This is a genomic window from Magnetospirillum sp. 15-1 (genome assembly GCF_900184795.1).
Lineage (GTDB): Bacteria > Pseudomonadota > Alphaproteobacteria > Rhodospirillales > Magnetospirillaceae > Phaeospirillum.
Genome location: NZ_FXXN01000028.1, coordinates 253,080 through 277,349, shown reverse-complemented (window position 1 = coordinate 277,349; position 24,270 = coordinate 253,080). Strand labels below are relative to the sequence as shown.

Here is a 24,270-nt window from a genome sequence, read left to right as displayed (position 1 = left end):
CTTAGGCAATGACCTCCAGCCCGCCCATGTAGGGACGCAGGGCCTCGGGCACCTCGATGGTGCCGTCGTCGCGCTGGTAGTTCTCCATCACGGCGATCAGGGTGCGGCCCACGGCAAGGCCGGAGCCGTTCAGGGTATGGACGAAGCGGGTCCCCTTCTCGCCCTCGGGGCGGAAGCGGGCCTTCATGCGCCGCGCCTGGAAGTCGCCGCAATTGGAGCACGACGAGATTTCGCGGTAGCGCTGCTGGCCGGGCAGCCACACCTCGATGTCGTAGGTCTTGCGCGCCGAGAACCCCATGTCGCCGGTGCACAGCACGATGGTGCGATAAGCCAGGCCCAGACGCTGCAACACCGTCTCGGCGCATCTGGTCATGCGCTCGTGTTCCTCGTCGGAGGCGTCGGGATGGGCGATGGAAACCATCTCCACCTTGTGGAACTGGTGCTGGCGGATCATGCCGCGGGTATCCTTGCCCGCCGACCCGGCTTCCGAGCGGAAACAGGGCGTCAACGCCGTCATGCGCAGCGGCAGGACCTTGTCGTCCAGAATCTCGTCGCTGACCAGATTGGTCAGCGGCACCTCGGCGGTGGGGATCAGCCAGTGGCCGGTATTGGTCTTGAACAGATCCTCGCTGAACTTGGGCAACTGACCGGTGCCGAAGGCGGCACCGTCCTTGACCATCAGCGGCGGGTCCATCTCGGTATAGCCGTGCTCAGCCGTCTGCAGGTCCAGCATGAACTGGCCGATGGCGCGCTGCAGCCGGGCCAGCGGGCCCTTCAGCACCACGAAACGGGCACCCGACAGCTTGGCGGCGCCGTCGAAATCCATCAGCCCCAGCTTGGCGCCGATGGCGTCGTGGTCGAGCGGGGTGAAGGCGAATTCCTTAGGCGTGCCCCAGCGGCGGACTTCCACGTTGGCGCTCTCGTCGGGGCCTTCCGGCACGTCATCGGCGGGCAGATTGGGGATGGAGGCCAGGATGGCCTCGATCTCGGCGCCAAGCTGCCGGTCCTCTTCCTCGGCGGCCGGGATGCGCTCCTTCAGCGCCGCCACCTCGTCCATCAGGGCCTGGGCGTCGCCGCCCTGCTTCTTGATGGCGCCGATCTGCTTGGAGGCGTCGTTGCGCCGGGCCTGCATTTCCTGAAAGGCGGTCTGGGCGGCGCGGCGCCTTGTGTCCAGCTCCAGGATGGCGGCGGCCTTGGGCTCCAGGCCCCGGCGCTTCAGCCCCGAATCGAATCCGTCCGGGTTGTCGCGAATGGACTTCAAGTCATGCATGGCAAAAATTCCGGTTACGCGTTGAAATCGGTCTCGTCGTGGGCGGTGTCATCATCGGCCCCGTCATCCGCCAGCGCCTCTTCCCGCTTCTTCTCGGCCCAGCGGGCGGAGAGGATGGAAATCTCGTAAAGCCCGACCATGGGAATGGCGAGCGACAACTGGCTGACCACGTCGGGCGGCGTGACGACGGCGGCGAAGACGAAATTGCCGACGATGGCGAAGCGGCGCTTGTCGGCCAGTCCCGCGGCGGTGACCAGTCCCACCCGGGCCAGCAGGGTCAACAGCACCGGCATCTGGAAGGCCAGCCCGAAGGCGAAGATCAGGGTCATGATCAACGACAGGGATTCGTTGACCTTGGCCTCCATCTGGATGGGCAGCGTGCTGGGACCGCCGACCAGATTCTCGAAGCCGAGCAGGTAGGTGTAGAGGTTGGGCAGCACCAGGTAATAGACCATGGAGGCACCCATGGCGAACAGCACCGGCGTGGCGAACAGGAAGGGCAGGAAGGCCTGCTTCTCGTGCTTGTACAAGCCCGGCGCCACGAAGGCCCACAGCTGTCCCGCCCAGATGGGAAAGCACAGGGCGGCGCCCGCGAAGGCCGACACCTTCATGAAGGTGAAGAACGCCTCGGTGGGCGCGGTGTAGATCAGGCGGCGGTTGCCGCCCTTGGCCAGGGCCGCCTTGGAATAGGGCTCCAGCAGGAATTCGTAGATCTCGTTGGAGAAGTAGTAGCAGATCCCAAAGGCGATGATGAAGGCGATCGCCGACCAGATCAGCCGCCGGCGCAGCTCGATCAGGTGCTCGAGCAGCGGCATGGTCTTGTCGTCTTGGGATTGGCTCAAAATACGTCCTCTAGGGTTCCGGCGGGCGGGCGGGCGCCCCGGTCAGATCGATTTCGGCCGGCTTGATCTCTTCCGGAGCCGGCTCGGTCACCGAGGCGAGAGCCGGCGGCGCGACCTCGGCGGCGGAATTGACGTTCAGGGCGGGAAGCTCCATGGCCTTGGCCATCTCGCCGGTGGGATCGATGGCCTTGTCGACCTCCTGCCGCAGCAGGTTGACGTCCGAGACCTTGGTGACCTGCTTCTTCAACTCGTCCAGTTCGGACTCGCGGACCATGTCATCCACGCCGCGATGGAACTCGGAAGCCATCTCGCGTGCCTTGCGGGTCCAGCGCCCCATCTGGCGCAGGACCACCGGCAGATCCTTTGGTCCGATGACGATCAGACTGACCACGGCGATCAGCGCCATCTCGTCCCAGCCGATGTCGAACATCCGGCGGGTCCCGAACTAGTGCTTGGGGGCGGAATCGGGGGCGGCGGCCGGCTTGGCGGCCTGGGCTTCCGTCACCTGCGGCTGCGGAGCGGCGGCGGACTGGGCCGGCGCCTCGTCCTCGTCCTTCAGGCCGTGCTTGAAGGCCTTCACGCCCTTGGCCATGTCGCCCATCAGCTTCGGAATCTTGTTGGCGCCGAACAGCAGCAGCACGATGACCAGAACGATGAGCCAATGACCGATACTCATGCTACCCATGCCACAACACTCCTCGTACGTCACTGCCGGGCAAACCGGCCGGCGGCGGATCATCGCAAAAGAAAAGCAACACCGCAATGGCGGCTTTTGGGGGCGGCTTTGGTCATTGAACCGGCTTGCGGCTGGGCTTGGACAGGATGAATACCGCGCCCGCCGTGCAGGTGGCTCCCATGGTGGCCATGGCCCACCACGGGGCCTGGGAGAAGCCGACCACATAGACGATGCTGACCGCCATGCTGGAGAGGGCGAAGACCTTGGCGTAAAGGGGGATGACCCGGTTGATCTCCCAGTCGCGCAAGGGCGGGCCGAACACCGGGTGATAGAACAGCCAAGCATGGAAGCGGTCGGAGCTCTTGGCGAAACACCACAGCGCCACCAGCATGAACGGGGTGGTCGGCATCACCGGCAGAAAGGCACCGACGACGCCCAGGGCCACGAAGGCCCAGCCGATGATCATCAGCGCGATCTTGCGGCCCTTGTCGGCGACGGCCTTCACCGTCTACTCCCCGATGCCCAGCAGGGTTTCGTCGTCCAGCAGGTCCAACTGGGTCTCGTCCTCCTCGACGGTATCCACCAGCCGAGAATCCTCGACGGCGCGATTGCCGTAGGCGCCGGCGGCGGCTCTGGCATCCAGCAGACCGGCGGCCTCCAGTTCCTTGACGCCGGGCAGGTCGCCCAGGGATTCCAGGCCGAAATGGTCGAGGAAGCCGTCGGAGGTCGCCCAGGTCAGCGGGCGCCCTGGCGTGCGCCTGCGGCCCTTGGGCCGAATCCAGCCCGACGCGAAGAGGATGTCGATGGTGCCCTTGGACAGGGCCACGCCGCGAATTTCCTCGATCTCGGCGCGGGTCACCGGCTGATGATAGGCGATGATGGCCAGGGTCTCGATGGCGGCCCGCGACAGCTTGCGTTCCTGGGTACGCTCCACCTTCAGGGATTCGGCCAGATCGGGGGCGGTACGGAAGGCCCAGCCGTCACCACGCCGCACCAGATTGAAGCCGCGCGCCGCGTAATGAGTCTCCAACTCCGCCAGCAGTTGAACCACGTCGACACCCTCGGGCAGGCGCTCGGCCACCGCCCGTTCGGAGACCGGTTCTGCCGAGGCGAAGATCAGCGCCTCGACGATACGGAGATATTGCGGATCGCCGGTCATTCCTCCCTCCCCTCGCCCTGCCCCGCCCGGATGTAGATGGGGGAATAGGCGGCGCCGTCCTGGCGCAGCACCAGCTTGCCCTGCTTGGCCAGTTCCAGGGCGGCGACGAAGGTCGAGGCCATGGCCGATTTCATCTTGAGCGAATCTCCCTCGATGGCCGGCAGATAGGCCATCAGCACAGACCAGTCGGGCAGGCTGCCGATCCCCAGCATGGCTTCCAGCCGCGCCAGGGCGTGCTCCACCGACCACAGGTCGGGCGCCTCGACGGTCAGCGTCCGCACCGAGTTGCGTACCACGTGATCGGCGTAGGCTTTCAGCAGGTCGTAAAGGTCCAGGTCGAAGATGGAACGGCTGACTACCTCGATATCCTCGGGCGCTCCCCGGGCGAAGACGTCGCGGTTCAGCAGCCGGCGGGTGAACAGATGGGTCCCGGCCTTCTGCATGGCCTCCAGCCGCCGCAGCCGGAAGGCCAGGGCGGCGGCCATCTCGGCCGGCGACAATTCCTCGCCCGGCTCGGGCTCCGGCTCGGGCAGCAGCAGACGGCTCTTGAGGTAGGCCAGCCACGCCGCCATCACTAGGTATTCGGCGGCGAGGTCGATCTGTTCGCGCCCGACCTTCTGAACGAAATCAAGGTATTGGTCGGCTAACTTCAGAATCGAGATCTTAGCCAGATCCACCTTCTGGTCGCGGGCCAGTTGCAGCAGGACGTCCAGCGGACCTTCCCAGCCGTCGAGATCAAGCAACAGCCGCTCGGCCGGGGCGCGGCCGGGACGGTCCCGGTCCTCCTCGAAGGTGAAAGGCAGCCCGCCACTCACGGCCCCAGGGTCCTGACCAGGAAGCCGCCGATGGCATCCACCGGTCCCTGGACCAGCCAACGGAACACATCCAGGTCCATGCCGATCTTGGACCCCAGCAGGGGAAACAGGAACAGGGCGGCGATCAGGATCAGCATCCCGGCTTTTTCCATGCCGGCCAGCCGCCTGGCCAGGGGGCGCGGCAGGATGCCCACCGCCACCCGGCCCCCGTCCAGGGGCGGAATGGGGATCATGTTGAACACCGCCAGCAACAGGTTGAAATAGATGGCGTTGTCCAGATTGAGGAAATACCAGCCGCGCACCGCCTCGGGCAGGACCGGCACCAGCCGCACGGCCAGCACCGCCAGGATGGCGAGGCCCATGTTCATGGCGGGGCCGGCGGCGGCGACGATCACCATGTCGCGGCGAGGGTTGCGCAGGCGGTTGAAATTGACCGGTACCGGCTTGGCCCACCCGAACATCACGCCGCCCATGGCCAGCAGCAGGCCGGGCAGGATGATGGTGCCGAACGGGTCGATGTGACGCAGCGGATTGAGCGAGATACGCCCCAGGCGCTCGGCGGTATCGTCGCCGCACGCCCTGGCGGCATAGCCGTGGGCCGCCTCGTGCAGGGTCACGGCGAAGATCAGCGGAATCGCCCAGATGGTGATGCCGAACAGCAGCCCACCCAGATCGCCCATCATGGGGAGAGCCTGAGCAAAGCCTCGACCCGCTCCTCGGCCGCCTTGCGGTCGAAGGGCACCCGCTTGCGCTTCTGCGCCAGACCATGGGCCACCCGCACCTCGGCCGCCGCGCTCAGGGGGCGCAGTTCCGAGGCGATGGCCACCATCTCCGCCATGTTGCCGTTGCAGTGAAGCACCACGTCGCAGCCCGCCTCCAGACTGGCGCGGGTACGGTCTTCGAAGCTGCCGCCCAACGCCTTCATGGACAGATCGTCGGAAATCAGCAGGCCGTCGAAGCCGATGGCCCCCCTGATCACCTTGTCGATCACCACCCTGGAGGTAGTGGCGGGCCGCGCCGCGTCAAGGGCGGTATAGACCACATGGGCGGTCATGGCCCAGGGCGCATGGCGGAAGGCGTGGAAGGGCGGGAAATCCTGGCCCTCCAGTTCGGCCAGCGGAGTGTCGACCACCGGCAGGTCGAGGTGGCTGTCCACCATGGCGCGGCCATGGCCGGGAATATGCTTGATCACCGGCAGCACGCCCTCGTCCAGCAGGCCGTCGATGACCTCGCCGGCCAGGGTGATCACCGATTCGGCGGTGCGGCCATAGGCACGGTCGCCGATGACGTCGTGGGCGCCGGGAATGGGCACGTCCAGGACGGGGGCGCAATCCACGTCGATGCCGAGATCGGCCAGTTCGGCGCCGATCAGGCGGAAGTTGAGGCGCAGGGCCTCCCTTGCCGCCTCCAGGTCGCGGACGGCCAGGGCGGCGAAGGGCTCGCCGGGCGGCGCCTTACGCCAGTGGGGCGGCTTCAGGCGCTGCACCCTGCCCCCCTCCTGGTCGATCAGCACCGGAGCGTCCGGGCGGCCCACCGTCTCGCGGAACGAGTTGACCAGCGCCTTGACCTGGGTGGGATCGGCCACGTTGCGGGCGAACAGGATGAAGCCCAGCGGATCGGTGCGCCGGAAGAAGTCGCGCTCGGCCTCGGTGAGAGCCAGACCGGAACAGCCGAAGATGGCGGCGGCGGGAGGAGTCTTAGCGGCGGGCAACGATGCACCCCTGGGATCGGGCGGTGAGTTCGGCGCAAAGCTGGCGGGCGGCCTGCTCGGACAGGGGCGCGGCGCGCACCCGCCAGAAGGTTCCCTTGCCCGGCAGCTCGACACGGACGATATCGGACTTGAGAGCGCCCAGCAGATCGGCATTGGCCTTCTGGATGCGGAGCCATTCCTTGTCGGCCTGATCGGCGGCCCGCACCGCGCCCAACTGCACCACGAACTCGCCCGAGGCCGGGGCCTTGGCGGAGGTGGCGGGTGTCGGAGCGGGCGGCGGCGGAGCCGTGCGGGGTGCCTGGGCCACCACGGCGGGCGCCATGTGCTCGGGCTGGGCGGGCGCGGCGGCACGCTCCTGCACCGGCTGGTAGGCCGGCGGCACCGGAGCGGCGGCCGGCGGAATGGGCGAGGCTTCCATGGGCTGGACCGCCACCTTGGCCGCCGGGGCGGTCTTGGGGGCCGGCGGCTCGCCGGGCTTGGGCGGAATGGGAGCCGGGCGGCTCGCCACCGGAGCGGGCGGCGGCGGCTCGGCCGACAGCGGCGGCACGGAGATGGTCTTGGGCGGCGCCTTGGCGGCTTCGGGCTGAGGCATCAGGCGCTCCACCTTGGGCTCGCCCTCCCCGGCCGAATCCATGCGCTCGTAGACCAGCTTGTCCTGATTGGGCACCTGCATGCCGCCCCGGTCGTCGGGGCGGGTCTTGATGGGACGGTCGTCGGCCTTGATCACCGGCACGCCCAGTCCGCCGCCCTTGCGGCCGCCGACGAAATGCAGGCCGGCGGCGACGATGGCGCCCACCGCGATGACGGCGCCGCCGATCAGCACCCAACTGCGCAGGCGATGGCCGGCGCGGGCCTGATGGGAATCGGCGTCGGCGTCGTAGCGCTCGGGAATGATGTCCAGCAGGTCGCGTTCGTAATCGTCGCCGGGACGTTTGGCCATGTCAGCGCATCTCCCCTGTTCAGCGCATCTCTTCCACGGGAGCGACACCGAAGATGCCAAGCCCCGAGGCGATCACCCCCACCACCGCGCGCAGCAGGCCCAGACGGGCCAAGGACAGCTCGCGGTCGTCCTCGATCAGGAACCGCAGCCGGGTCTCGTCCTTACCCTTGTTCCACAGCCCATGGAAGGCGGCGGCCAGTTCGTACAGGTAGAACGCGACGCGGTGCGGCTCGTGGGCCTCGGCCGCGCTTTCCACCTGACGCGGCCAGCCGGCCAGCAGCCTGATCAAACCAAGCTCGGCCGGGTCGGTCAAGCGCGCCAGCACCTCCACACCGGGAACCGGCCCCACCGCATCGGGCCACATGCCGGCGGCGTGGCGCATCACCGAATGGCAGCGGGCATGGGCGTACTGGACGTAGAACACCGGATTGTCGCGGCTCTGCTCCAGCACCTTGTCCAGGTCGAAGTCGAGATGGGCGTCGTTCTTGCGGGTCAGCATGATGAAGCGGACCACGTCCTTGCCCACCGCCTCGACCAGATCGCGCAGCGTGACGAAGGTGCCGGCCCGCTTGCTCATCTTGTAGGGCTGGCCGCCCTTCAGGAGATTGACCATCTGGCAGAGCTTGACGTCGAGATCGCCGCCGCCCTCGCTCACCGCCTTGACCGCCGCCTGCATGCGCTTGACGTAGCCGCCGTGGTCGGCGCCCCACACGTCGATCATGGAGGCGAAACCGCGCCGGTACTTGTCCAGGTGATAGGCGATATCCGAGGCGAAATAGGTCCATGACCCATCCGACTTCCTCAAGGGCCGGTCCACGTCGTCGCCGAACTGGGTGGCCTTGAACAGGGTTTGCGGCCGGGCCTCCCAATCGTCGGGCAGCTTGCCCTTGGGCGGCTCCAGCACGCCTTCGTAGATCAGCCCCTTGCCGCTCAGGTAATCCAGGGAATCCTGGACCTTGCCGGCATCGACCAGCCCGCGCTCGGAGACGAACACGTCGTGCTTGACCCCCAGCCCGGCCAGATCGTCCTTGATCATGTCCAGCATGGCGTCGACAGCGAAGGTGCGCAGTTCGGGCAGCCACTCTTCCTCGGGCTTGTCCTTGAGCGCCGGACCGTATTTTTTCGCCAGGGCCTCGCCGGCCGGCTTGAGGTACTCGCCGGGATAGAGGCCTTCTGGAATTTCGCCGATCTCCTCGCCCAGGGCCTCGCGGTAGCGCAGATACGCCGAGCGGGCCAGCACATCCACCTGGGAGCCGGCATCGTTGACGTAGTATTCGCGGGTCACGTCGTAACCGGCCTTGACCAGCAGCGAGGCCAGGGCGTCGCCGAACACCGCGCCGCGGGCGTGTCCGATATGCATGGGGCCGGTGGGATTGGCCGAGACGTATTCCACGTTGACCTTGTGCCCCTTGCCCATGTCCGACTGGCCATAGGCGGTACCGGCGGCCAGCACTTCGGCCAGACGGTCGAACCAGAAGGAATCCGACAGGCGCAGATTGATGAAGCCGGGACCGGCCACCTCCACCTCGGTGACCGCCGGATGGGCGCGCAAGGCCTCGGCGATCTTCTCGGCCAGATCACGGGGCTTCATGCCCGCCGCCTTGGTCAGCACCATGGCGGCGTTGGTGGCCACATCACCGTGACTGGTCTCGCGCGGCGGCTCTGCGGTGACCTTGGAGGTATCGAGGCCGGGGACGATCGCTTCGACCGACTTGATGATTTCTTCGCGGAAGTATTTGAACAGATTCATTTTTCTCAAGGCTTCTCTTGCAGGTCGAACAGCCGGCGATGCTCGTCGAGCGCAAAGCGATCGGTCATGCCGGCGATGTAATCGGCCACCACGCGGGCGGTCTTGGCGGTGCCCTTGCCGTCGGCCAGCCGCCGCCATTCGGGCGGCAGGCATTCGGGCTCGGCGAACAGCAGGCTGAACAGGTCCTTCACCACCCGGCGCCCCTTGCTGGTCATGCGGTTGACGCTGAAGTGGCGGTACATATTGGTGAACAGGAACTGGCGCAGCGCCGCGTCATTGGCACGCATCTCGGCGGAAAAGGCGGCCAGCGGCCGGCCCAGGCCGCGCACGTCGTCGGCGCTTTGCGGCTTGAACTCGGCGATGCGGCGCCGGGTTTCCTCGATGAGGTCCAAGATCATGATGCCGATCATCCGCCGCACGACCTCGTGGATGTGCAAGGAGGGCTCGGCATCGGGATATTGCCTGGCAACCTGATGGAACAGCGGCCCGACCAGGGGCACGTCGGCCAGATCCTTGATGGTGAACAGCCCGGCGCGCAGCCCGTCGTCGATGTCGTGGTTGTTGTAGGCGATGTCGTCGGACAGGGCCGCCACCTGGGCCTCCATGCCGGCGAAGCTCTCCAGTCGCAGGTCGTGCAACTGGGCATATTCGGCGATGGCGCCGGGCAGCACCCGTTCGGGCCGGACGGCCAGCGGACCGGCCAGCGGACCGTTATGCTTGACCAGCCCCTCCAGGGTCTCCCAGGTGAGGTTGAGGCCCTCGAACTCCACGTAGCGGCGTTCCAGCTTGGTGACGATGCGCAGGGACTGGGCGTTGTGGTCGAAGCCGCCGTATTCGGCCAGCACCTCTTGCAGCGCGTCCTCGCCGGCGTGGCCGAACGGGGTGTGGCCCAGATCGTGGGCCAGGGCCAGCGCCTCGGCCAGATCCTCGTCCAGGGCCAGCACGCGGGCGATGGAGCGGGCGATCTGCGACACTTCCAGCGAATGGGTCAGCCGCGTCCTGTAATTATCGCCCTCGTGATAGACGAACACCTGGGTCTTGTATTGCAGGCGGCGGAAGGCGGCGGAGTGGATGATGCGGTCGCGGTCGCGCTGGAACGGCGAGCGGGTCGGGCTGTCCGCCTCTTCATGCAGGCGGCCGCGCGATTCCTCGGGCCGGCAGGCATAGGGGGCCAGGGTATGAAAGCGGGACTCGGTCATGTCCGGGACACTACCGCCCAAGGCGGGGGAACGCAACCATCCCCCGGCCAATTCGCAGCGGTCGCGCCCGGCGGCCCTGGCGCGGTAAAGGGCGGGATCGGCGCTGAGCGTCATGGGAAAATCCAGCTTTCCCTCCGTATCCAGCCCGTTTGCCTCGGCGGTGGAACCGCCGGGAAGCGAAGCATGACTTGAATTCGGCATCGGAATACCTAAATTGCGGGAACGAAGCTTCCCTCCAGGGTGGGCACGGTGCTACCCTTCGAACAATTCCAATCCTTGCCGCAGAGGACAAGATGGCCGAGGTCGAACACAATTACGCCGCCCGCGTCAGCGTCACCGAAAGCGCCGCCGAGCGCGTCCAGACCCTGATCAAGATGGAGGGCAAGCCCAACATGATGCTGCGCCTGGGCGTGTCGGGCGGCGGCTGCTCGGGCTTTTCCTACGGCATCTCGCTGGACGACAAGGTCGGCGACGACGACCGCATGTTCAGCGAATTCGGCATCACCCTGGTGGTCGACCAGACCTCGCTGGACATGCTGGACGGCTCGGTGGTGGATTACGTCGAGGATCTGGCCGGTTCGTCCTTCCAGATCAAGAATCCCAACGCCACCTCGACCTGCGGCTGCGGCAGCTCGTTCTCCGTCTGACCATCACCAGCTCGGACACTGCCCGTTGACACGCCGGTAATTGCCCGGCGTGTCGATGGCGGCGTTGCGGGTACGCAGCTCGGCGGCGAAGGCCTCGAAGGTCGGCTTCATGGCCGCCGTCAGCTGGTCCTTGAATTCAGCGGTCATGGCGTCGGGGCTCAACGTCGTGATACGCGGCGCCATCCGTGCCGCCGCATTGCGCAGCACCGTCTCCGCCTGGGGTGTCCAGTGGCGGAAGGCATCGCGGCTGATGGCGACGTGTTCGTCCTCGTGAGTGCGGATCACCCGGTACTGGCAGCCGCCGGGCGGATATTCCCGGGCGATGTCGACCTTGATCTCGGTGATCTTCCACACGCCCTCGACCCGGGCGAGCCCCATGCAGCGCCGTCCCTGGCCCAGATCGATCTGCCAGCCCTGCACCCTGAGCTCCAGATTGGTGGTAGTGCGGGTCAGGCCGGTGGTGAACTCCTTGGAATCCGGCCGGGTCAGGCCGGACAGGGCGGTGATGCGCGCCCGGTTCTCGCCGCTGCTGTAGGTGGGATCGGCCACCCAGGTGGAAAAAGTCACGGCGCGGGCCGGCACATAGGCCCCGGCCGGCGGGCAGGCCTGAGCCAAGGCGAATGACGGCAGGACCAGCGGGATAAGGACCAGCAGGGCGAGGCTAGGCCCCCCCTTCCTTCTTTCGCTCGCGCCGGACCGGCAGGGTGAAGCGGAAGATACTCCCCTCGCCCGGCACGGATTCCACCCAAATACGTCCGCCATGTCGCTCCACGATCTTTTTGGCCACCGCCAGACCGATGCCGGTGCCTTCGTACTCGGTCCGGGCGTGCAGCCGCTGGAAGATGACGAACACCCGCTCGAAATACTTGGGGTCGATGCCGATGCCGTTGTCGCGCACGGAAAAGACCCAGTAATCGCCATCCTGCGCCGCCCCGACATGGACCCGCGGAACCGTCTCGGGCGCCCTGTACTTTATGGCGTTCCCCACCAGGTTCTGCAACAGGCTGACCATCTGGATGTCGTCGCCCTCCACCTCGGGCAGCGGGTCGCGGGAAATCTCGGCCCCGGCCTCCTGGATGGCGGCGCCCAAGTTCTTCAGAACCACGTCCAGCACCCGATCCATCTGCACCGGCTCGAAGGTGCCGCCATGGGTGGTAACGCGCGAGAACACCAGCAGGTCGGTGATCAGCCGGTGCATGCGCGCCGCGCCGTCGGTGGCGAAACGGATATATTCCCTGGCATTGTCGTCCAGGGCGGACTCGTAGCGCCGCTGGAGCAATTGCAGGAAGCTGGTCACCGTGCGCAGCGGCTCCTGCAGGTCATGGGACGCCGCGTAGGCGAATTGCTGCAGCTCGGCGTTGGACCGCTCCAGCTCCGAGGTGCGCTCGGCCAGTTCCCGCTCGGCCTTCTTGCGGTCGGTGACATCGTGGATGCTCCAGCGGGTGCCGATGATCGCCCCGCTGTCGTTGAAGATGGGCTGGAAGCTGGCCGTCACCCACTTGATCAGGCCGTTGCGGCAGATCAGCCGGAACTCGATGCCGCTCTCGAAGGTGCCGTCCAGCGCCGCCTGCCGGTGCCTGCGGATTTCGGCGCGGTCGTCCTCGTAGACCATGGGCAGGGGATAGTCGTCCATGGCCAGGCACTGATCGATGGAATAGCCGGCCAGACGCTCCACCGCCGGATTGACCCATTGCAGCCGGCCGTCCTGATCCAGCCACGATTCCCAGTCGAAGGTGTAATCGGCGATGGCGCGGAATCGCTCCTCCTTGAGCCGCAGCGCCTCGCGGGCCCGCTCCACCAGTTCGTGCTGGTCGTGAATAATGGCATCGGCGCGCCGGACGATCAGGAACAGAATCAGATAAAGGGCGGCCAGGATGCCCGCCGCCAGCATCCCCAGCTGCCAGACATTGGACTGCAACCGCTCCATGGAAGGAGTGGCGTCGGAATAGAGTTCCAGCCCGCCGATAACCCGCCCGAGGTCACCCTTTACCGGCTGGGTGGTCTGCACCACCCAACGGTCGGCCCGCTGCCCGTCCAGGGTGGGCATGCCCGGCGTGAAGGTCATCCGGCTCCAGGGCAGTCCCTGCCCCAAGGCCTTCATCACCCCGGGGGTGGTGGAAAAGCTCTCGCCCACCTCGTCGCGGACCGAGGAATAGACGGCGCGGCCCCGCTCGTCATAGACACGGATCTTCAGGATGGGCAACCCGGTCGACAGGCTTTCGAAGGCGATGTCCAAGGCGCGCAACTCGCCCCGGCGGCGCAGCACCTCAGCCGGAACAGCCGATGCCGAAAGGAAGAACGGCTGGAACTGGCGCCAGAACGTATTGCCGAAGGTGGTGGCGAGACGGGTGTTCCCGTCCTCGGTGGACAGAACGAACTCGTCCATCTGATCGTGACGGTAAAGGGCCACCAGGACGGAGGCGGTAACCACCAGCGCCACCGCGCTGGCGATAGAATAATACCGCAACAGCCTGAACCTGGAGTTGATGCCGCTTTCGCTTGTCACCCACGCCCCCAAAGCTTTGCCGCCCGAATAAGTATGCACGCTCGGCATTTATTCTTACAATCGGATAAATGCTGGCCTGCCTTGCCGAAACCACCGTCTCCTGTATCCTCCGAGCCAGCCATACCTTCCCGGAGCACAAGAAAATCATGGGCCTGCGGATAGCCACCTGGAACGTCAATTCGGTGCGCGCCCGCCTGGGCAACGTCCTCGACTGGCTGGGCTCCTTCGCGCCCGACGTGGTGCTGCTGCAGGAGATCAAGTGCCAGGATCACGATTTTCCACGCCTCGAGATCGAGGCCGCCGGCTATCACGCGGCCGTCCACGGCCAGAAAAGCTATAACGGCGTCGCCATCCTGTCGCGCGCTCCCATGAGCGACGTCACCAGCCGCCTGCCCGGCGACGAGACCGACGAACAGGCCCGCTACATCGAAGCCACCATCGGCGGCTGGCGCCTCGCCTCCCTTTACCTGCCCAACGGCAATCCGGCGCCCGGCGACAAGTTCGACTACAAGCTGGCGTGGATGGCCCGCCTGAAGCGCCGTGCCCAGGCCTTGCTGGCCCAGGGCGTGCCCTTCCTCCTGGGCGGCGACTTCAACATCTGCCCCACCGACGACGATGTCTACGACCCGCCCAACTGGCGCGACGACGCGCTGTGCCGCCCGGACAGCCGGGCCGCCTACCGCGCCATCGTCAACCTGGGGCTGACGGAAGCCTTCCGCGCCCTGCATCCCGGGGAAAAGGGCCGCTATTCCTTCTGGGATTATCAGGCGGGCGCCTGGCAGCGCGACGAGGGCCTGCGCATCGACCACTTCCTGCTGTCGCCCCAGGCGGCCGACCACCTGCGGGCCTGTGACATCGACAAGGGGCCGAGGGGTAAGGAAAAAGCCTCGGACCACACGCCGGTCTGGATCGAACTGGGCTGAACCGCCCCCTACACCACCAGCCGCGCCACCCCCAGCAACAGATTGCGGGCCGAGATGGGCTTTTCCATGAATTCGTCCGCGCCGGCCATGAGGGCCAAATCCCGGTTGGTCATACGCTCGTGCCCGGACAGGATCAGCACGGGCAGACGCGCCTGATCAGGCGGGCCGCGCCGCACCCACTTCACCAGATCGAGGCCGCTTTCCTCGCCCACATGCCAGTCGGACACCAGGATGTCCAGGGGCTGATGGCTGATCACCGCCTTGGCCGAGTCCAGGTCATGGACCGCCGACACGCCGGTCACGCCGACACTGAGCAGGATGGTCCGCAGGATTTCGGAGAAATTGACGTTGTCGTCCACCAGCAGGACACGGAGCCGCGTCCAATCCACCGTCACCGCCTTCCGCCCGCCGCCGGTCAGCGACACCCGCTGGGCGGCCGCCTCGGCGCCCGGATGGCCGATCACCCACGAGCGGTAGTTCATGTCGGTGGTGCAGATGTGATCGATCAGCCAGGTGTTGAGGAAGGTCAGGCACTCCCGCGCCCGCACGCCCGTCGGGTCGCCGTCGTAACGGGCCCTCAGGCCCCTCACCTTCGCGGCGAAACCGCCATGGGTACCGTAATGCTGATCCAGCAGCGGATAGCGGCAGGCCTCCATCATCTTTTCCTCGCGGACGAAATGATGGGCGGCATATTCCTCCAAGGCCTGCAGCACGCTGCCGACCGCCGCGTATTCCTCCTCGTCGCCGATGGAGCGATGCAGATGGTTGATCAGGCCGATGAGGGTCTTGTGGTCGGAATCGAGCAGCGGCACGCCGACGCTCATCCTCTCGTTCCACGTTAACCCCATCGGCCGATCCTTTCCTCAGCGTTCCAGCTGGGAGACGTCGCGTACCGCGCCACGCGCCGCGCTGGTGGTCATGGCGGCGTAGGCACGAAGCGCCGCCGAAACCTGCCGGTCACGGTCGACCGGCTTCCACGCCTTGGCACCCTTGGCCTGCATGGCCTGGCGCCGCTTTTCCAGTTCGGCATCGGACACCCGGATTGCAATGCTGCGGTTCGGGATATGGATATCGATGATATCGCCCGTCTCGATCAGGCCGATGGCACCACCTTCCGCCGCCTCGGGCGAGACGTGGCCGATGGACAGACCCGAGGTGCCGCCCGAGAAGCGGCCGTCGGTGATCAGGGCGCATTCCTTGCCCAGGCCCATGCTCTTCAGGTAGCTGGTGGGATAAAGCATCTCCTGCATGCCCGGCCCGCCGCGCGGGCCTTCGTAGCGGACGATGACCACGTCGCCGGCCTTGACCTGACCGCCCAGGATCTTGGCCACCGCCTCGTCCTGGCTTTCACAGATCACCGCCGGACCCGAGAAGGTCAGGTTCTTGTCGTCCACGCCGGCCGTCTTGACGATGCAGCCGTCCAGGGCAAGGTTGCCGAACAGTACCGCCAGTCCGCCGTCCTTGGAAAAGGCGTTGTCAACCGAGCGGGTGACGCCCTTGACGCGATCCTTGTCCACCTCGGCCCAGCGCTTGGACTGACCGAAGGCCTGGGTGGTGCGCACGCCGCCGGGGGCGGCCTTGAACAGCTCGTGCACCCTGGGGTCGTCGGAGCGCGAGATATCCCACTTGTCCAGGGCCTCGGCCAGGGTGCGCGAATGAACGGTGCCGCAATCGCGGTTGATCAGCCCGCCCCGGTCCAACTGACCCAGGATACCCATGATACCGCCTGCCCGGTGCACGTCCTCGATATGGACGTCGGGCACGTTGGGGGCCACCTTGCACAGGCAGGGCACCCGACGGGACAGGCGGTCGATGTCGCCCATGCCGAACGCCACCCCCGCTTCCTGGGCGGCGGCCAGCAGGTGCAGCACGGTGTTGGTGGAGCCGCCCATGGCGATATCGAGCGTCATGGCGTTCTCGAAGGCCTGGAAGGTGGCGATGGAGCGCGGCAGGACCGAGGCGTCGTCGCCTTCATAGGCACGCTTGGCCAGATCGACGATGCGCCGCCCGGCTTCCAGGAACAGCTCCTTGCGGTCGGCATGGGTGGCGACCACCGTACCGTTGCCCGGCAGGCCGAGGCCCAGGGCCTCGATCAGGCAGTTCATGGAATTGGCGGTGAACATGCCCGAGCACGAACCGCAGGTGGGGCAGCTTTCCTTTTCGAAGGCCAGGGCCTCCTCGTCGGAGACGTTCTGGTCGGCGCCCTTGATCATGGCGTCGATCAGGTCCACCGCGTGGGTCTCGCCCTGATAGGTGACCTTGCCGGCCTCCATGGGGCCGCCCGAGATGAAGATGGTCGGAATGTTGAGGCGGAGCGACGCCATCAGCATGCCGGGAGTGATCTTGTCGCAATTGGAGATGCAGACCATGGCGTCGGCGCAATGGGCGTTGACCATGTACTCCACGGAATCGGCGATCAGCTCGCGCGACGGCAGCGAGTACAACATGCCCGCATGCCCCATGGCGATGCCGTCGTCGATGGCGATGGTGTCGAATTCCTTGGCGACGCCGCCCGCCTTCTCGATCTCGCGCGCCACCATCTGGCCCAGGTCCTTGAGGTGCACGTGACCGGGCACGAACTGGGTGAAGGAATTGGCGATGGCGATGATCGGCTTGCCGAAATCGGCATCGGTCATGCCGGTGGCGCGCCACAGGCCGCGGGCGCCGGACATGTTGCGGCCGTGGGTCGAGGTACGGGAACGATAAGCGGGCATTGAAGTCAACCTTCGTCTGGCGGAAACGGGAACCGGGTCAGCCCCGGACTTTCTCAGGATTGGCGATGCCCAGGCGCTCGGCCTCGGCGTCGAAAGCCTCGCGGTACAGCGGGAAGGCGCGGGTCTTGACCACTTCCTCCCCGGTGCGCGCATGGGTGTATTTCTCGCGCACCAGCAGCGGATGGGCATCCTTGTTGGGGCAGGCATCGCCCTCGGCGATCAGCGCCCTGATCTGGGCGGTCAACCCGGCGATATGGCAGGATTCCAGGTCGGCGTCGCCATGCAAATCCTCGATCTCGGCGCGCAATTCCTCGAGTTCGGCGCGCAGGGCCTCGTTCTCGGCCCGCAGCTCTTCCAGTTCATCCATGGCTCACCTTCCCAAAATTATCGGCAGTTCGGCCAGATTCGCCACCGTCGCCCTTGTCCCCAGCGGCAGCTTCTCCGCCGGGGTATCATCACGGTTGATCCACACCACCTGAAAGCCGAACGCGGCGGCGCCGCTGACATCCCAGGCGTTGGCCGATATGAAGCATACGCTTTCCGGCGCCAGGCCGAAATGGGTCGCCGCCGCCTGGTACACCAGGGGATCGGGCTTGAAGCGTCCGACCTTTTCCGCCGACAGCACCGCGTCCAGACGATCCCCCAGCCCTGCGGCCGCCACCGCGCCCTCGATCATGCGGACCGAGCCGTTGGACAGGATGGCCGTCCGGTAGCCCATCTCCCGCAAGCGGCCCAGGGTCTTGGCCACCTCGGCATAGGGCGCCGGCGTCAGCCAGCCCTCCATCAGGCGCAGCCGCAGGCGCCGGTCGTCGACACCGACGGCCTCCATGGCGAAATCCAGGGCCTCGTCGGTCACCCGCCAGAAATCGGCGTGAGCCCCCGGCCGGAGCGGCAGCCAGCTGATCTCCAACTGCCGCCGGCGCCAGACGCGCATCAGGGTATCGGCCCGGTCACCCAGTTCCACCCGCACCGACCGGGGGATGCCTCCCAGATCGAACAGGGTGCCATAGGCGTCGAAGACACACGCCCCGACGGGGGCGAGAGTCACGGCCGGGCCTCCGCCGTGCGGCGGGCCCAGCGCCTCAGGTCGGCTTCCAGGGTGGGACCGGCATGCTTGCCGAGACGGGCGCGGTAGACGGCGACGCTTTCCATCACCCGCTGCACGTAGTTGCGGGTCTCGCTGAACGGGATCATCTCCACCCAGTCGACCACGTCCACGTTGGTGTCGCGGGGATCGCCGTATTCGCGAATCCAGCGCCGCGCCCGCCCCGGCCCGGCGTTGTAGGAGGCCAGCGCCAGGATGTAGGAGCCTTCGAAGGCGCTCACCAGGTCGCGCAGATAGGCGGAGCCGACCTGGACGTTGAAATTGGGCTCGTCCAGCTTGTCCACGTGGAACTTCAGCTTCAGGGCCTTGGCCACCTTGGAGGCGGTGGACGGCAGAAGCTGCATCAGCCCCTTGGCCCCGGCCGGCGATTCGATATCGGCGACAAAGCCGCTTTCCTGGCGGATCAGGGCGAGGACCAGGGCCTTTTCGGGATTGCTCTCGTCGGCATCGAGGGGCGGAATCGGCCAGCCGGCGTTCACCAGGGTGACGCCCTCGCGGTCGGACCGCCGCGCCACCGTCAGCCCCAGGTCGTGCCGCCCGGTGCGGGTGGCCAGCCCGGCCACCAGGGCGCGCTCGCCCGGCGTCTGGACGGTGTCGTTGAGGCGGATGAAGAACGAGCGCAGCAATTCGCTTTCCCCCACCTGCATCAGCAGGCGGGTGGCGGCGACCACGTCGCGGCCCTCGAAGCGCGCCACGTCCTCGGGCGTCGGCTGCGGCTCGTCGGGCAGCGGCCAATGATGGTCGCCCAGCCGGGACGCCCCCAACTGGCCGTAATAGGTGGTGGAATAGCGCGCGGCGCGGGTGAACCACTCCCGCGCCTTGGCGTCGCCCGCCGCCTCGAAGGCGCGCCCCGCCCAATAGGCGGCACGGGCCCGCGAGATGGGATGGCTGGCCCATTCGTGCAGGCGGGTGAAATGGTGAATGGCGGTGGTCTTGTCGTCGAGGAAGCGCAGCGCCACCCAGCCGGCCAGGAACTCGGCGTCCACGTACTGGGTGCCGCCCTCCAGCCCGTGGTCGGCCGCCGCCTGATAGGCCCGCGACACCAGCCCCTTTTGCAGGGCGCGCCGCGCCAGGATGGCCCGCTCCTGCCACCACAGGTCGGGACGGACCTTGTTGCGCGACGGATGGGCCAGGAGGTCGAGCGCGTCCTCGTCCAGATCCTTCTGGCGGCGCCAGCGCACCCGCTCGTAGATCAGGCCGGGATCGTCGCGCAACGAGGCGGGAACGGCGTTGATCAGCGGCTCGGGGTTGGCCTTGCCCGCCTGCAGCGCGAGACGGGCCTGCGCCACTGCGCGATGGCCGGCATCCACCTTCATGATCATGCGCTGGATCGAGGTCTCCTGCCGGTCCCACAGCAGCCGGTCGAGGCGGCGCCAATGGTCCTCGTAGCGCAGATGCTCGCCCAGGAGATTGAGGTACTGCTTTTCCTGCAGCGCCCCGAAGCTCAGATTGACCCAGGTGTCGCGGATCACCTGCACCGCCTGCTCGTCGCGGCCGGCGGCGAACAGGGCCCGCGCATAGGCCTGGCCGCCATCGGCGGTGGTGGGCGGGTGGCTGTCGAACCAGGCCAGCACCTGGGGAATGGGCGTGGCGGCGGTGATGGATTCCTCGGCCCGCTTGGTCATCTGGCTCATCATCGGCCATTCGGGATTGGCGTGGATGAAGGCCGCCAACTGGGCGAAATCGGCCCCCGAGCGTCCCGACACATAGGCCATCCAGGTCACCAGCCGGGGCAGAACCTTGGAATGGGACTGCCGCGCCAGCCGGGCGGCCTCGTCGAAATGGTCGCGCTTGGCGGCGGCGATGACCTGCCGGGTCAGGGCCACGTCACCCTCGGCCACCGCGGGCCGGGGCAGGCTCAGGAGGACAAACGCGGCGAGGACGAGGGAGGACAGAACCTTCAACGGACGCATCCAGTGGGATCATTCAGCGGGGGCGTATTCTAGAGGGCTCTACGGAGCCCTTTCAAGCCGAACCGCTTTCGAGCACTCCGTCGCGTACCCGGACCATGCGGTCGAAGCGGTCGTAGATCTTCTCGTCGTGGCTGACCACCAGCACCGCCGCATGCTGTTCCCGCGCCACCTTGATCAGCAGGTCCATGACGATGGCCGCCCGCTGGGAATCGAGAGCCGCCGTGGGTTCGTCGGCCAGAATCAGACGGGGACGGTTGGCCAGGGCGCGGGCGATGGCCACCCGCTGGGCCTCGCCGCCCGACAACTGGCCGGGAGAAGCCTCGGCACGGCCGCCCACCTCGAGGTATTCCAGCAATTCGTCGGCGCCGCGCCGCGCCGCCCGGCCGTCCTGCCCGGCCAGTTCCAGCACCACCGCCACATTGTCGCGGCTGTTGAGGAAGGGCAGCAGGTTGTGGAACTGGAAGATGAAGCCGATCTTGTCCAGCCGCAGCCGGCGCAAATCACCGCCGGTCCAGGCTCCGTCATAGACCACCATCCCGTCCAGCACCATCCGCCCGGCATTGGGCTCGACGACGCAGCCGATGATGTTGAGCAGCGTGCTCTTGCCCGAACCGCTGGGGCCCAACAGGCCCACCACCTCGCCGGGATGAAGGGAGAGGTCTACGCCGCGCAGGGCATCGACCCGCGAGCTTCCCTCGCCGAAATGCTTGGCGATGCCCGTCAACTCTGCCAAGGCGCTCATTCTCAGCCTCCCAACGCCGCCGCCGGCTCGATACGCAGGGCCAGACGGACGCCCAGGCCGCTGGCGACGACGCAGACCATCAGTACCACCACGCCCAGCATCAGGGCGTCCTCGGCGTGCAGCAGCACGCGGCGGGGAAACTTGTCAGCCACGAGGTTGACAAGGATCAACCCCATGGAAAAGCCGATCAGCCCCATGGCCAGGGCCTGTTGCAGGATCAGCCCGACGATGGTCCGGTCGGGGGCGCCGATCAGCTTCAGGGTGGCGATCTCACGGGTTTTGTCCATGGTCATGGTATAGATGATCAGGGCGATCACCACCGCCGACACCACCATCAGGATGGCGGTGAACAGGCCGATCTGGCGCCGCGCCTTTTCCACCACGGATTCCACCAGGATGGCTTCCTGCTGCGCCTGGGTGGCGGTGCCCAGATGCTTCCAGCGCCCGATCTCGCGGGCCACCCGGTCGGCCGGGGCATCCGGCCCCAGCCGGGCCACCACCGCGTTGACGGTATCCAGGGCGGGCGGCGGCGCGCCACGGGCCTGATCGCGGCGGTAGGTGGAGGGTTTGGGCAGGAACTGCAGGTCCTGGGCATCGCGCAGGCTGAGGAACATCACCGGATCGCCGCCGGTGGACAGGTGGTTGCGGGTCACACCGACGATCAGGTAATCGTCCCGCCCCAGATGGATGCGGTCGCCCAGGGGAATGCCCGCCCGCTGGTCGACCACGGCCTCGCCGTGGCGAAGGGCGATGGCCCGGCCCGTCTCGATGGCCGCCGGACCGCCCATGCGGCCGGGCTCGTAGCCGACCACCTGAAAGCGCAGCTTGCGGCCCTGATGGGTGGTCTCGACGGTCTGATAGGTGACGGAACCGGCCTCCGCCACTCCGGGAACGCGGGCCACCATTTCGCGGGTGTCGCCGGGCATGCGGGATGCCTCGGCGAACGGCCCGCGCGACCCGGCCTCCACCACCCAAAGATCGGCGGCGGGAGCACGCACCAGGGACAGGGCGTCATCCACCAGACCGCGATAGATGCCGATCATGGACAAGACCACGCCCAGCAGCAGGGCCAGCCCCAGGCAGGTCAGCAGGAAACGCCCCAGCTTATGGCGAATATCGCGCAGCGCCAGATTCATGGTGACGCGTCGTGGGTACGGACCGAACGCCCCTCGGCCAGACCGGAGACCAGCCGGGTCACCACCCTGGCTCCTTCTGCCAGGCCACCGGCCACCTCGAGGCGGCCATCCAGGGTGCGATGCCCGAAGGACAGCGAGCGGCGGGCCAGCCGCCCGTTCTCCACCACCCAGGCCAGCCCCTGGCGGCCGTCGAATCCCTCGATGGCCGTGCTGGGCACCAGAATGGCGCCATCCACCCGCGCGGTATCGATCACCACCTCGGCCTGCTCGCCCAGATGCTGGGGGCACTCGGCACAGGCCACATAGATTTTCCGCTCCTCGGTGGTGCGGTCGCTTTCGATATCGATGCGGACCACCCGGCCGGCAAAACGCCTGGCGGGAGCCGAGCGCAGCCGCACCTCGGCGTCTTGGCCCACCGCCACGCCACCGGCCAGGGTCTCGTCTACATAGGACAGCACCCAGACGGTCTCGGGATCGAACAGGGTGAAAATGCCCTCGCCCGGCGCCACCACGCTGCCCAATTCCCGCGAACGGAACGAAATCCGGCCGTCATAAGGAGCGGTCAGGGTGTGACGGGCCAGCAGGACCTCATTCAGTTCCAACTGGGCGCGGGCATCGGCCAGGGTCGCCAGGGCCAGGGCCACGTCGGCGTTGGCGGCCTGGGCATCGGCACCGGCGCTGATTGCGGCGGCATGGGCGTCGCCGAACGTCTCCTCGCTGACCGTCCCCGAGGCCACCAGCGATCTGCGGCGCTGGCTGACCCGCTCCTTCTGGGCGCGGTTGGCGGCGGTCTTGGCGACGATGGCCCGCGCCGAGGTGGACTGGGCCATGGCCTTGTCGTACTGGGCGCGGGCGGCGGCCACCTTGGCCCGCTGCTCGGCGTCGTCCAGCCGGCCCAGCACCTGCCCCCTGGCCACCAGGTCACCGGCATCGGCGTGCAGTTCGCTCAGGGTTCCCGCCACGGCGAAGCCGATCTTGGAGGAGACCTTGGCCTCGATGGTGCCCAGTCCATAGACCCGGATCGGCACGTCGTGCGACGGAACCGCCACCTCGACCGTGACGCCTCCCAGCGCCATCCGCCCCACGGCCAGACCAGCCAGCACCAAAGCCAGCGCCACGGCCAATCGCGGGTGGGCACGCAGCACGGCAACAACCTTCATCGACAGAGTCCTCGGGCAAAAGATGATATTCGATGCTTATTTAGACACATCTAATTTACCGTGCCAACCCAGGTTTCCGTCATGACTGTCATGAGTCGCGCATGGTCATCTTGCTCCCGGATGCGGTTGCGGCTAATGTCCCTAGCTCTTTTCGACCAACCCATCTGGGAAGACTGCCATGTTCAAGGGATCCATCACCGCTCTCATCACGCCCTTCCTCAATGGAAAGGTGAATGAGAAAGCGTTCCAGGATCTGGTCGCCTGGCAGATCGCCGAGGGCACCCACGCGGTCGTCCCCTGCGGCACCACCGGCGAATCGCCCACCCTGTCCCATGACGAGCATCACCGCGTGGTGGAGCTGTGCCTGGAAGTGGCCAAGGGCAAGGTTCCGGTCATCGCCGGCACCGGCTCCAACTCCACCGACGAGGCCATCGCGCTGACCCGTCATGCCAAGAAGGCCGGAGCCGACGCGGCCCTGGTGGTGGCGCCCTATTACAACAAGCCGACCCAGGAAGGCCTGTTCCGCCACTTCGAGGCCATCGCCAAGGCGGTGGACATTCCGATCATCGTCTACAACATCCCCGGCCGTTCGGTGGTCGACATCGGTGTCGACACCTTCGTGCGGCTGTCGGCGCTGCCCAACATCGCCGGCATCAAGGACGCCACCGCCGATCTGGCCCGGCCGCTGCGCATCCGCGCCGCCCTGGACGACCGGCTGTGCCAGTTGTCGGGCGAGGACGCCACCGCCATCGCCTTCAACGCCCAGGGCGGCGTGGGCTGCATTTCGGTGACCTCCAACATCGCGCCGAAGCTGTGCGCCCAGATGCAGAACGCCTGGGCCGCCGGCGATCTGGCCACCTGCAACGAGCTGAACAAGAAGCTCATGCCGCTGCACGACGCCCTGTTCTGCGAGACCAGCCCGGCGCCGGTGAAGTACGCCGCCAGCCTGCTGGGCAAGTCCACCCCCGAGGTGCGCCTGCCCCTGGTCCCGGCCAGCGAGAACGCCCGCCACCGGGTCGAGGCGGCCATGAAGGCTGCCGGCCTGATCTGAAGGATATCGGG

General features: G+C 67.1%; 25 protein-coding genes. 3 read left to right on the top strand and 22 right to left on the bottom strand.

What is annotated here, in order from left to right; all coding sequences use genetic code 11:
• Position 1 precedes the first annotated feature (1 nt).
• From serS to CP958_RS22515, 12 genes are all read right to left on the bottom strand, one after another.
• Positions 2 to 1,270, bottom strand: coding sequence for a serine--tRNA ligase (serS, locus tag CP958_RS22570; RefSeq protein ID WP_096704452.1), 1,269 nt, complete (start codon positions 1,268 to 1,270; stop codon positions 2 to 4).
• Between the two features lie 14 nt (positions 1,271 to 1,284).
• Entirely contained in the window at positions 1,285 to 2,112 is an 828-nt protein-coding gene (gene tatC, locus CP958_RS22565) for a twin-arginine translocase subunit TatC (RefSeq protein WP_096704451.1), read from the bottom strand.
• A gap of 10 nt (positions 2,113 to 2,122) precedes the next feature.
• Positions 2,123 to 2,542 carry a Sec-independent protein translocase protein TatB gene (gene tatB / locus CP958_RS22560; RefSeq protein ID WP_096704450.1) on the bottom strand — a complete coding sequence of 140 codons (420 nt, stop codon included), beginning with the start codon at positions 2,540 to 2,542 and terminating at the stop codon, positions 2,123 to 2,125.
• A 15-nt stretch (positions 2,543 to 2,557) separates the two neighbouring features.
• Positions 2,558 to 2,797, bottom strand: coding sequence for a twin-arginine translocase TatA/TatE family subunit (locus CP958_RS22555; RefSeq protein ID WP_096704449.1), 240 nt, complete (start codon positions 2,795 to 2,797; stop codon positions 2,558 to 2,560).
• 103 nt (positions 2,798 to 2,900) lie between these two features.
• Positions 2,901 to 3,293 (bottom strand): YbaN family protein, encoded by a 393-nt coding sequence (locus tag CP958_RS22550; protein WP_242443074.1) that lies wholly within the window; start codon positions 3,291 to 3,293, stop codon positions 2,901 to 2,903.
• 3 nt (positions 3,294 to 3,296) lie between these two features.
• Positions 3,297 to 3,947 carry an SMC-Scp complex subunit ScpB gene (gene scpB, locus CP958_RS22545; protein ID WP_096704448.1) on the bottom strand — a complete coding sequence of 217 codons (651 nt, stop codon included), beginning with the start codon at positions 3,945 to 3,947 and terminating at the stop codon, positions 3,297 to 3,299.
• Positions 3,944 to 4,762 (bottom strand): ScpA family protein, encoded by an 819-nt coding sequence (locus tag CP958_RS22540; RefSeq protein ID WP_096704447.1) that lies wholly within the window; start codon positions 4,760 to 4,762, stop codon positions 3,944 to 3,946. Before CP958_RS22540 ends, scpB begins: the two co-directional genes overlap by 4 nt.
• Complete coding sequence (locus CP958_RS22535) at positions 4,759 to 5,445, bottom strand: site-2 protease family protein (protein WP_096704446.1); 687 nt, start codon at positions 5,443 to 5,445, stop codon at positions 4,759 to 4,761. The genes CP958_RS22540 and CP958_RS22535 overlap by 4 nt, the downstream gene beginning before the upstream one ends.
• Positions 5,442 to 6,473: a beta-N-acetylhexosaminidase gene (gene nagZ / locus CP958_RS22530; RefSeq protein ID WP_096704445.1), complete on the bottom strand. Its 1,032-nt coding sequence runs from the start codon at positions 6,471 to 6,473 to the stop codon at positions 5,442 to 5,444. The genes CP958_RS22535 and nagZ overlap by 4 nt, the downstream gene beginning before the upstream one ends.
• Complete coding sequence (locus CP958_RS22525) at positions 6,460 to 7,413, bottom strand: SPOR domain-containing protein (protein WP_096704444.1); 954 nt, start codon at positions 7,411 to 7,413, stop codon at positions 6,460 to 6,462. The genes nagZ and CP958_RS22525 overlap by 14 nt, the downstream gene beginning before the upstream one ends.
• A 19-nt stretch (positions 7,414 to 7,432) precedes the next feature.
• Entirely contained in the window at positions 7,433 to 9,163 is a 1,731-nt protein-coding gene (gene argS / locus CP958_RS22520) for an arginine--tRNA ligase (protein ID WP_096704443.1), read from the bottom strand.
• Between the two features lie 5 nt (positions 9,164 to 9,168).
• Positions 9,169 to 10,362, bottom strand: coding sequence for a deoxyguanosinetriphosphate triphosphohydrolase (locus CP958_RS22515; protein ID WP_096705000.1), 1,194 nt, complete (start codon positions 10,360 to 10,362; stop codon positions 9,169 to 9,171).
• Positions 10,363 to 10,655: 293 nt separating this feature from the next.
• Here CP958_RS22515 and erpA point away from each other — a divergent pair, with 293 nt between their 5' ends.
• Positions 10,656 to 11,009: an iron-sulfur cluster insertion protein ErpA gene (gene erpA, locus CP958_RS22510; RefSeq protein ID WP_096704442.1), complete on the top strand. Its 354-nt coding sequence runs from the start codon at positions 10,656 to 10,658 to the stop codon at positions 11,007 to 11,009.
• A gap of 3 nt (positions 11,010 to 11,012) precedes the next feature.
• On the opposite strand, the gene CP958_RS22505 is transcribed toward erpA, so the two are convergent.
• Both CP958_RS22505 and CP958_RS22500 read right to left on the bottom strand, forming a co-directional pair.
• Positions 11,013 to 11,624, bottom strand: a complete 612-nt coding sequence (locus CP958_RS22505) for a hypothetical protein (protein ID WP_096704441.1) — start codon at positions 11,622 to 11,624, stop codon at positions 11,013 to 11,015.
• 46 nt (positions 11,625 to 11,670) lie between these two features.
• A complete protein-coding gene (locus tag CP958_RS22500) occupies positions 11,671 to 13,476 on the bottom strand; it encodes an ATP-binding protein (protein ID WP_170959081.1) in 1,806 nt (601 codons plus the stop codon).
• A 185-nt stretch (positions 13,477 to 13,661) separates the two neighbouring features.
• Here CP958_RS22500 and xth point away from each other — a divergent pair, with 185 nt between their 5' ends.
• A complete protein-coding gene (xth, locus tag CP958_RS22495) occupies positions 13,662 to 14,438 on the top strand; it encodes an exodeoxyribonuclease III (RefSeq protein ID WP_096704999.1) in 777 nt (258 codons plus the stop codon).
• Between the two features lie 8 nt (positions 14,439 to 14,446).
• Here the strand turns inward: xth and CP958_RS22490 are convergent, their stop codons facing one another.
• From CP958_RS22490 to CP958_RS22455, 8 genes are read right to left on the bottom strand one after another with little or no spacing between them, the layout of a single operon-like run.
• A complete protein-coding gene (locus CP958_RS22490; RefSeq protein ID WP_141400616.1) occupies positions 14,447 to 15,286 on the bottom strand; it encodes a bacteriohemerythrin in 840 nt (279 codons plus the stop codon).
• 15 nt (positions 15,287 to 15,301) lie between these two features.
• Complete coding sequence (gene ilvD / locus CP958_RS22485) at positions 15,302 to 17,152, bottom strand: dihydroxy-acid dehydratase (protein ID WP_096704438.1); 1,851 nt, start codon at positions 17,150 to 17,152, stop codon at positions 15,302 to 15,304.
• Between the two features lie 37 nt (positions 17,153 to 17,189).
• Positions 17,190 to 17,519 (bottom strand): hypothetical protein, encoded by a 330-nt coding sequence (locus CP958_RS22480; RefSeq protein ID WP_096704437.1) that lies wholly within the window; start codon positions 17,517 to 17,519, stop codon positions 17,190 to 17,192.
• Positions 17,520 to 17,522: 3 nt separating this feature from the next.
• Positions 17,523 to 18,200 (bottom strand): haloacid dehalogenase type II, encoded by a 678-nt coding sequence (locus tag CP958_RS22475; protein ID WP_096704436.1) that lies wholly within the window; start codon positions 18,198 to 18,200, stop codon positions 17,523 to 17,525.
• Positions 18,197 to 20,170, bottom strand: a complete 1,974-nt coding sequence (locus tag CP958_RS22470) for a lytic transglycosylase domain-containing protein (RefSeq protein ID WP_096704435.1) — start codon at positions 20,168 to 20,170, stop codon at positions 18,197 to 18,199. Before CP958_RS22470 ends, CP958_RS22475 begins: the two co-directional genes overlap by 4 nt.
• A 52-nt stretch (positions 20,171 to 20,222) precedes the next feature.
• A complete protein-coding gene (locus CP958_RS22465) occupies positions 20,223 to 20,912 on the bottom strand; it encodes an ABC transporter ATP-binding protein (RefSeq protein WP_096704434.1) in 690 nt (229 codons plus the stop codon).
• Positions 20,913 to 20,914: 2 nt separating this feature from the next.
• The gene (locus CP958_RS22460) at positions 20,915 to 22,048 is read right to left on the bottom strand and encodes an ABC transporter permease (RefSeq protein ID WP_096704433.1); all 1,134 of its coding nucleotides are present in this window, start codon (positions 22,046 to 22,048) and stop codon (positions 20,915 to 20,917) included.
• Entirely contained in the window at positions 22,045 to 23,208 is a 1,164-nt protein-coding gene (locus CP958_RS22455; RefSeq protein ID WP_096704432.1) for an efflux RND transporter periplasmic adaptor subunit, read from the bottom strand. Before CP958_RS22455 ends, CP958_RS22460 begins: the two co-directional genes overlap by 4 nt.
• A 178-nt stretch (positions 23,209 to 23,386) precedes the next feature.
• On the opposite strand from CP958_RS22455, the gene dapA reads away from it, so the two are divergent.
• A complete protein-coding gene (gene dapA, locus CP958_RS22450; protein ID WP_096704431.1) occupies positions 23,387 to 24,259 on the top strand; it encodes a 4-hydroxy-tetrahydrodipicolinate synthase in 873 nt (290 codons plus the stop codon).
• The last annotated feature ends 11 nt before the right edge of the window (positions 24,260 to 24,270 follow it).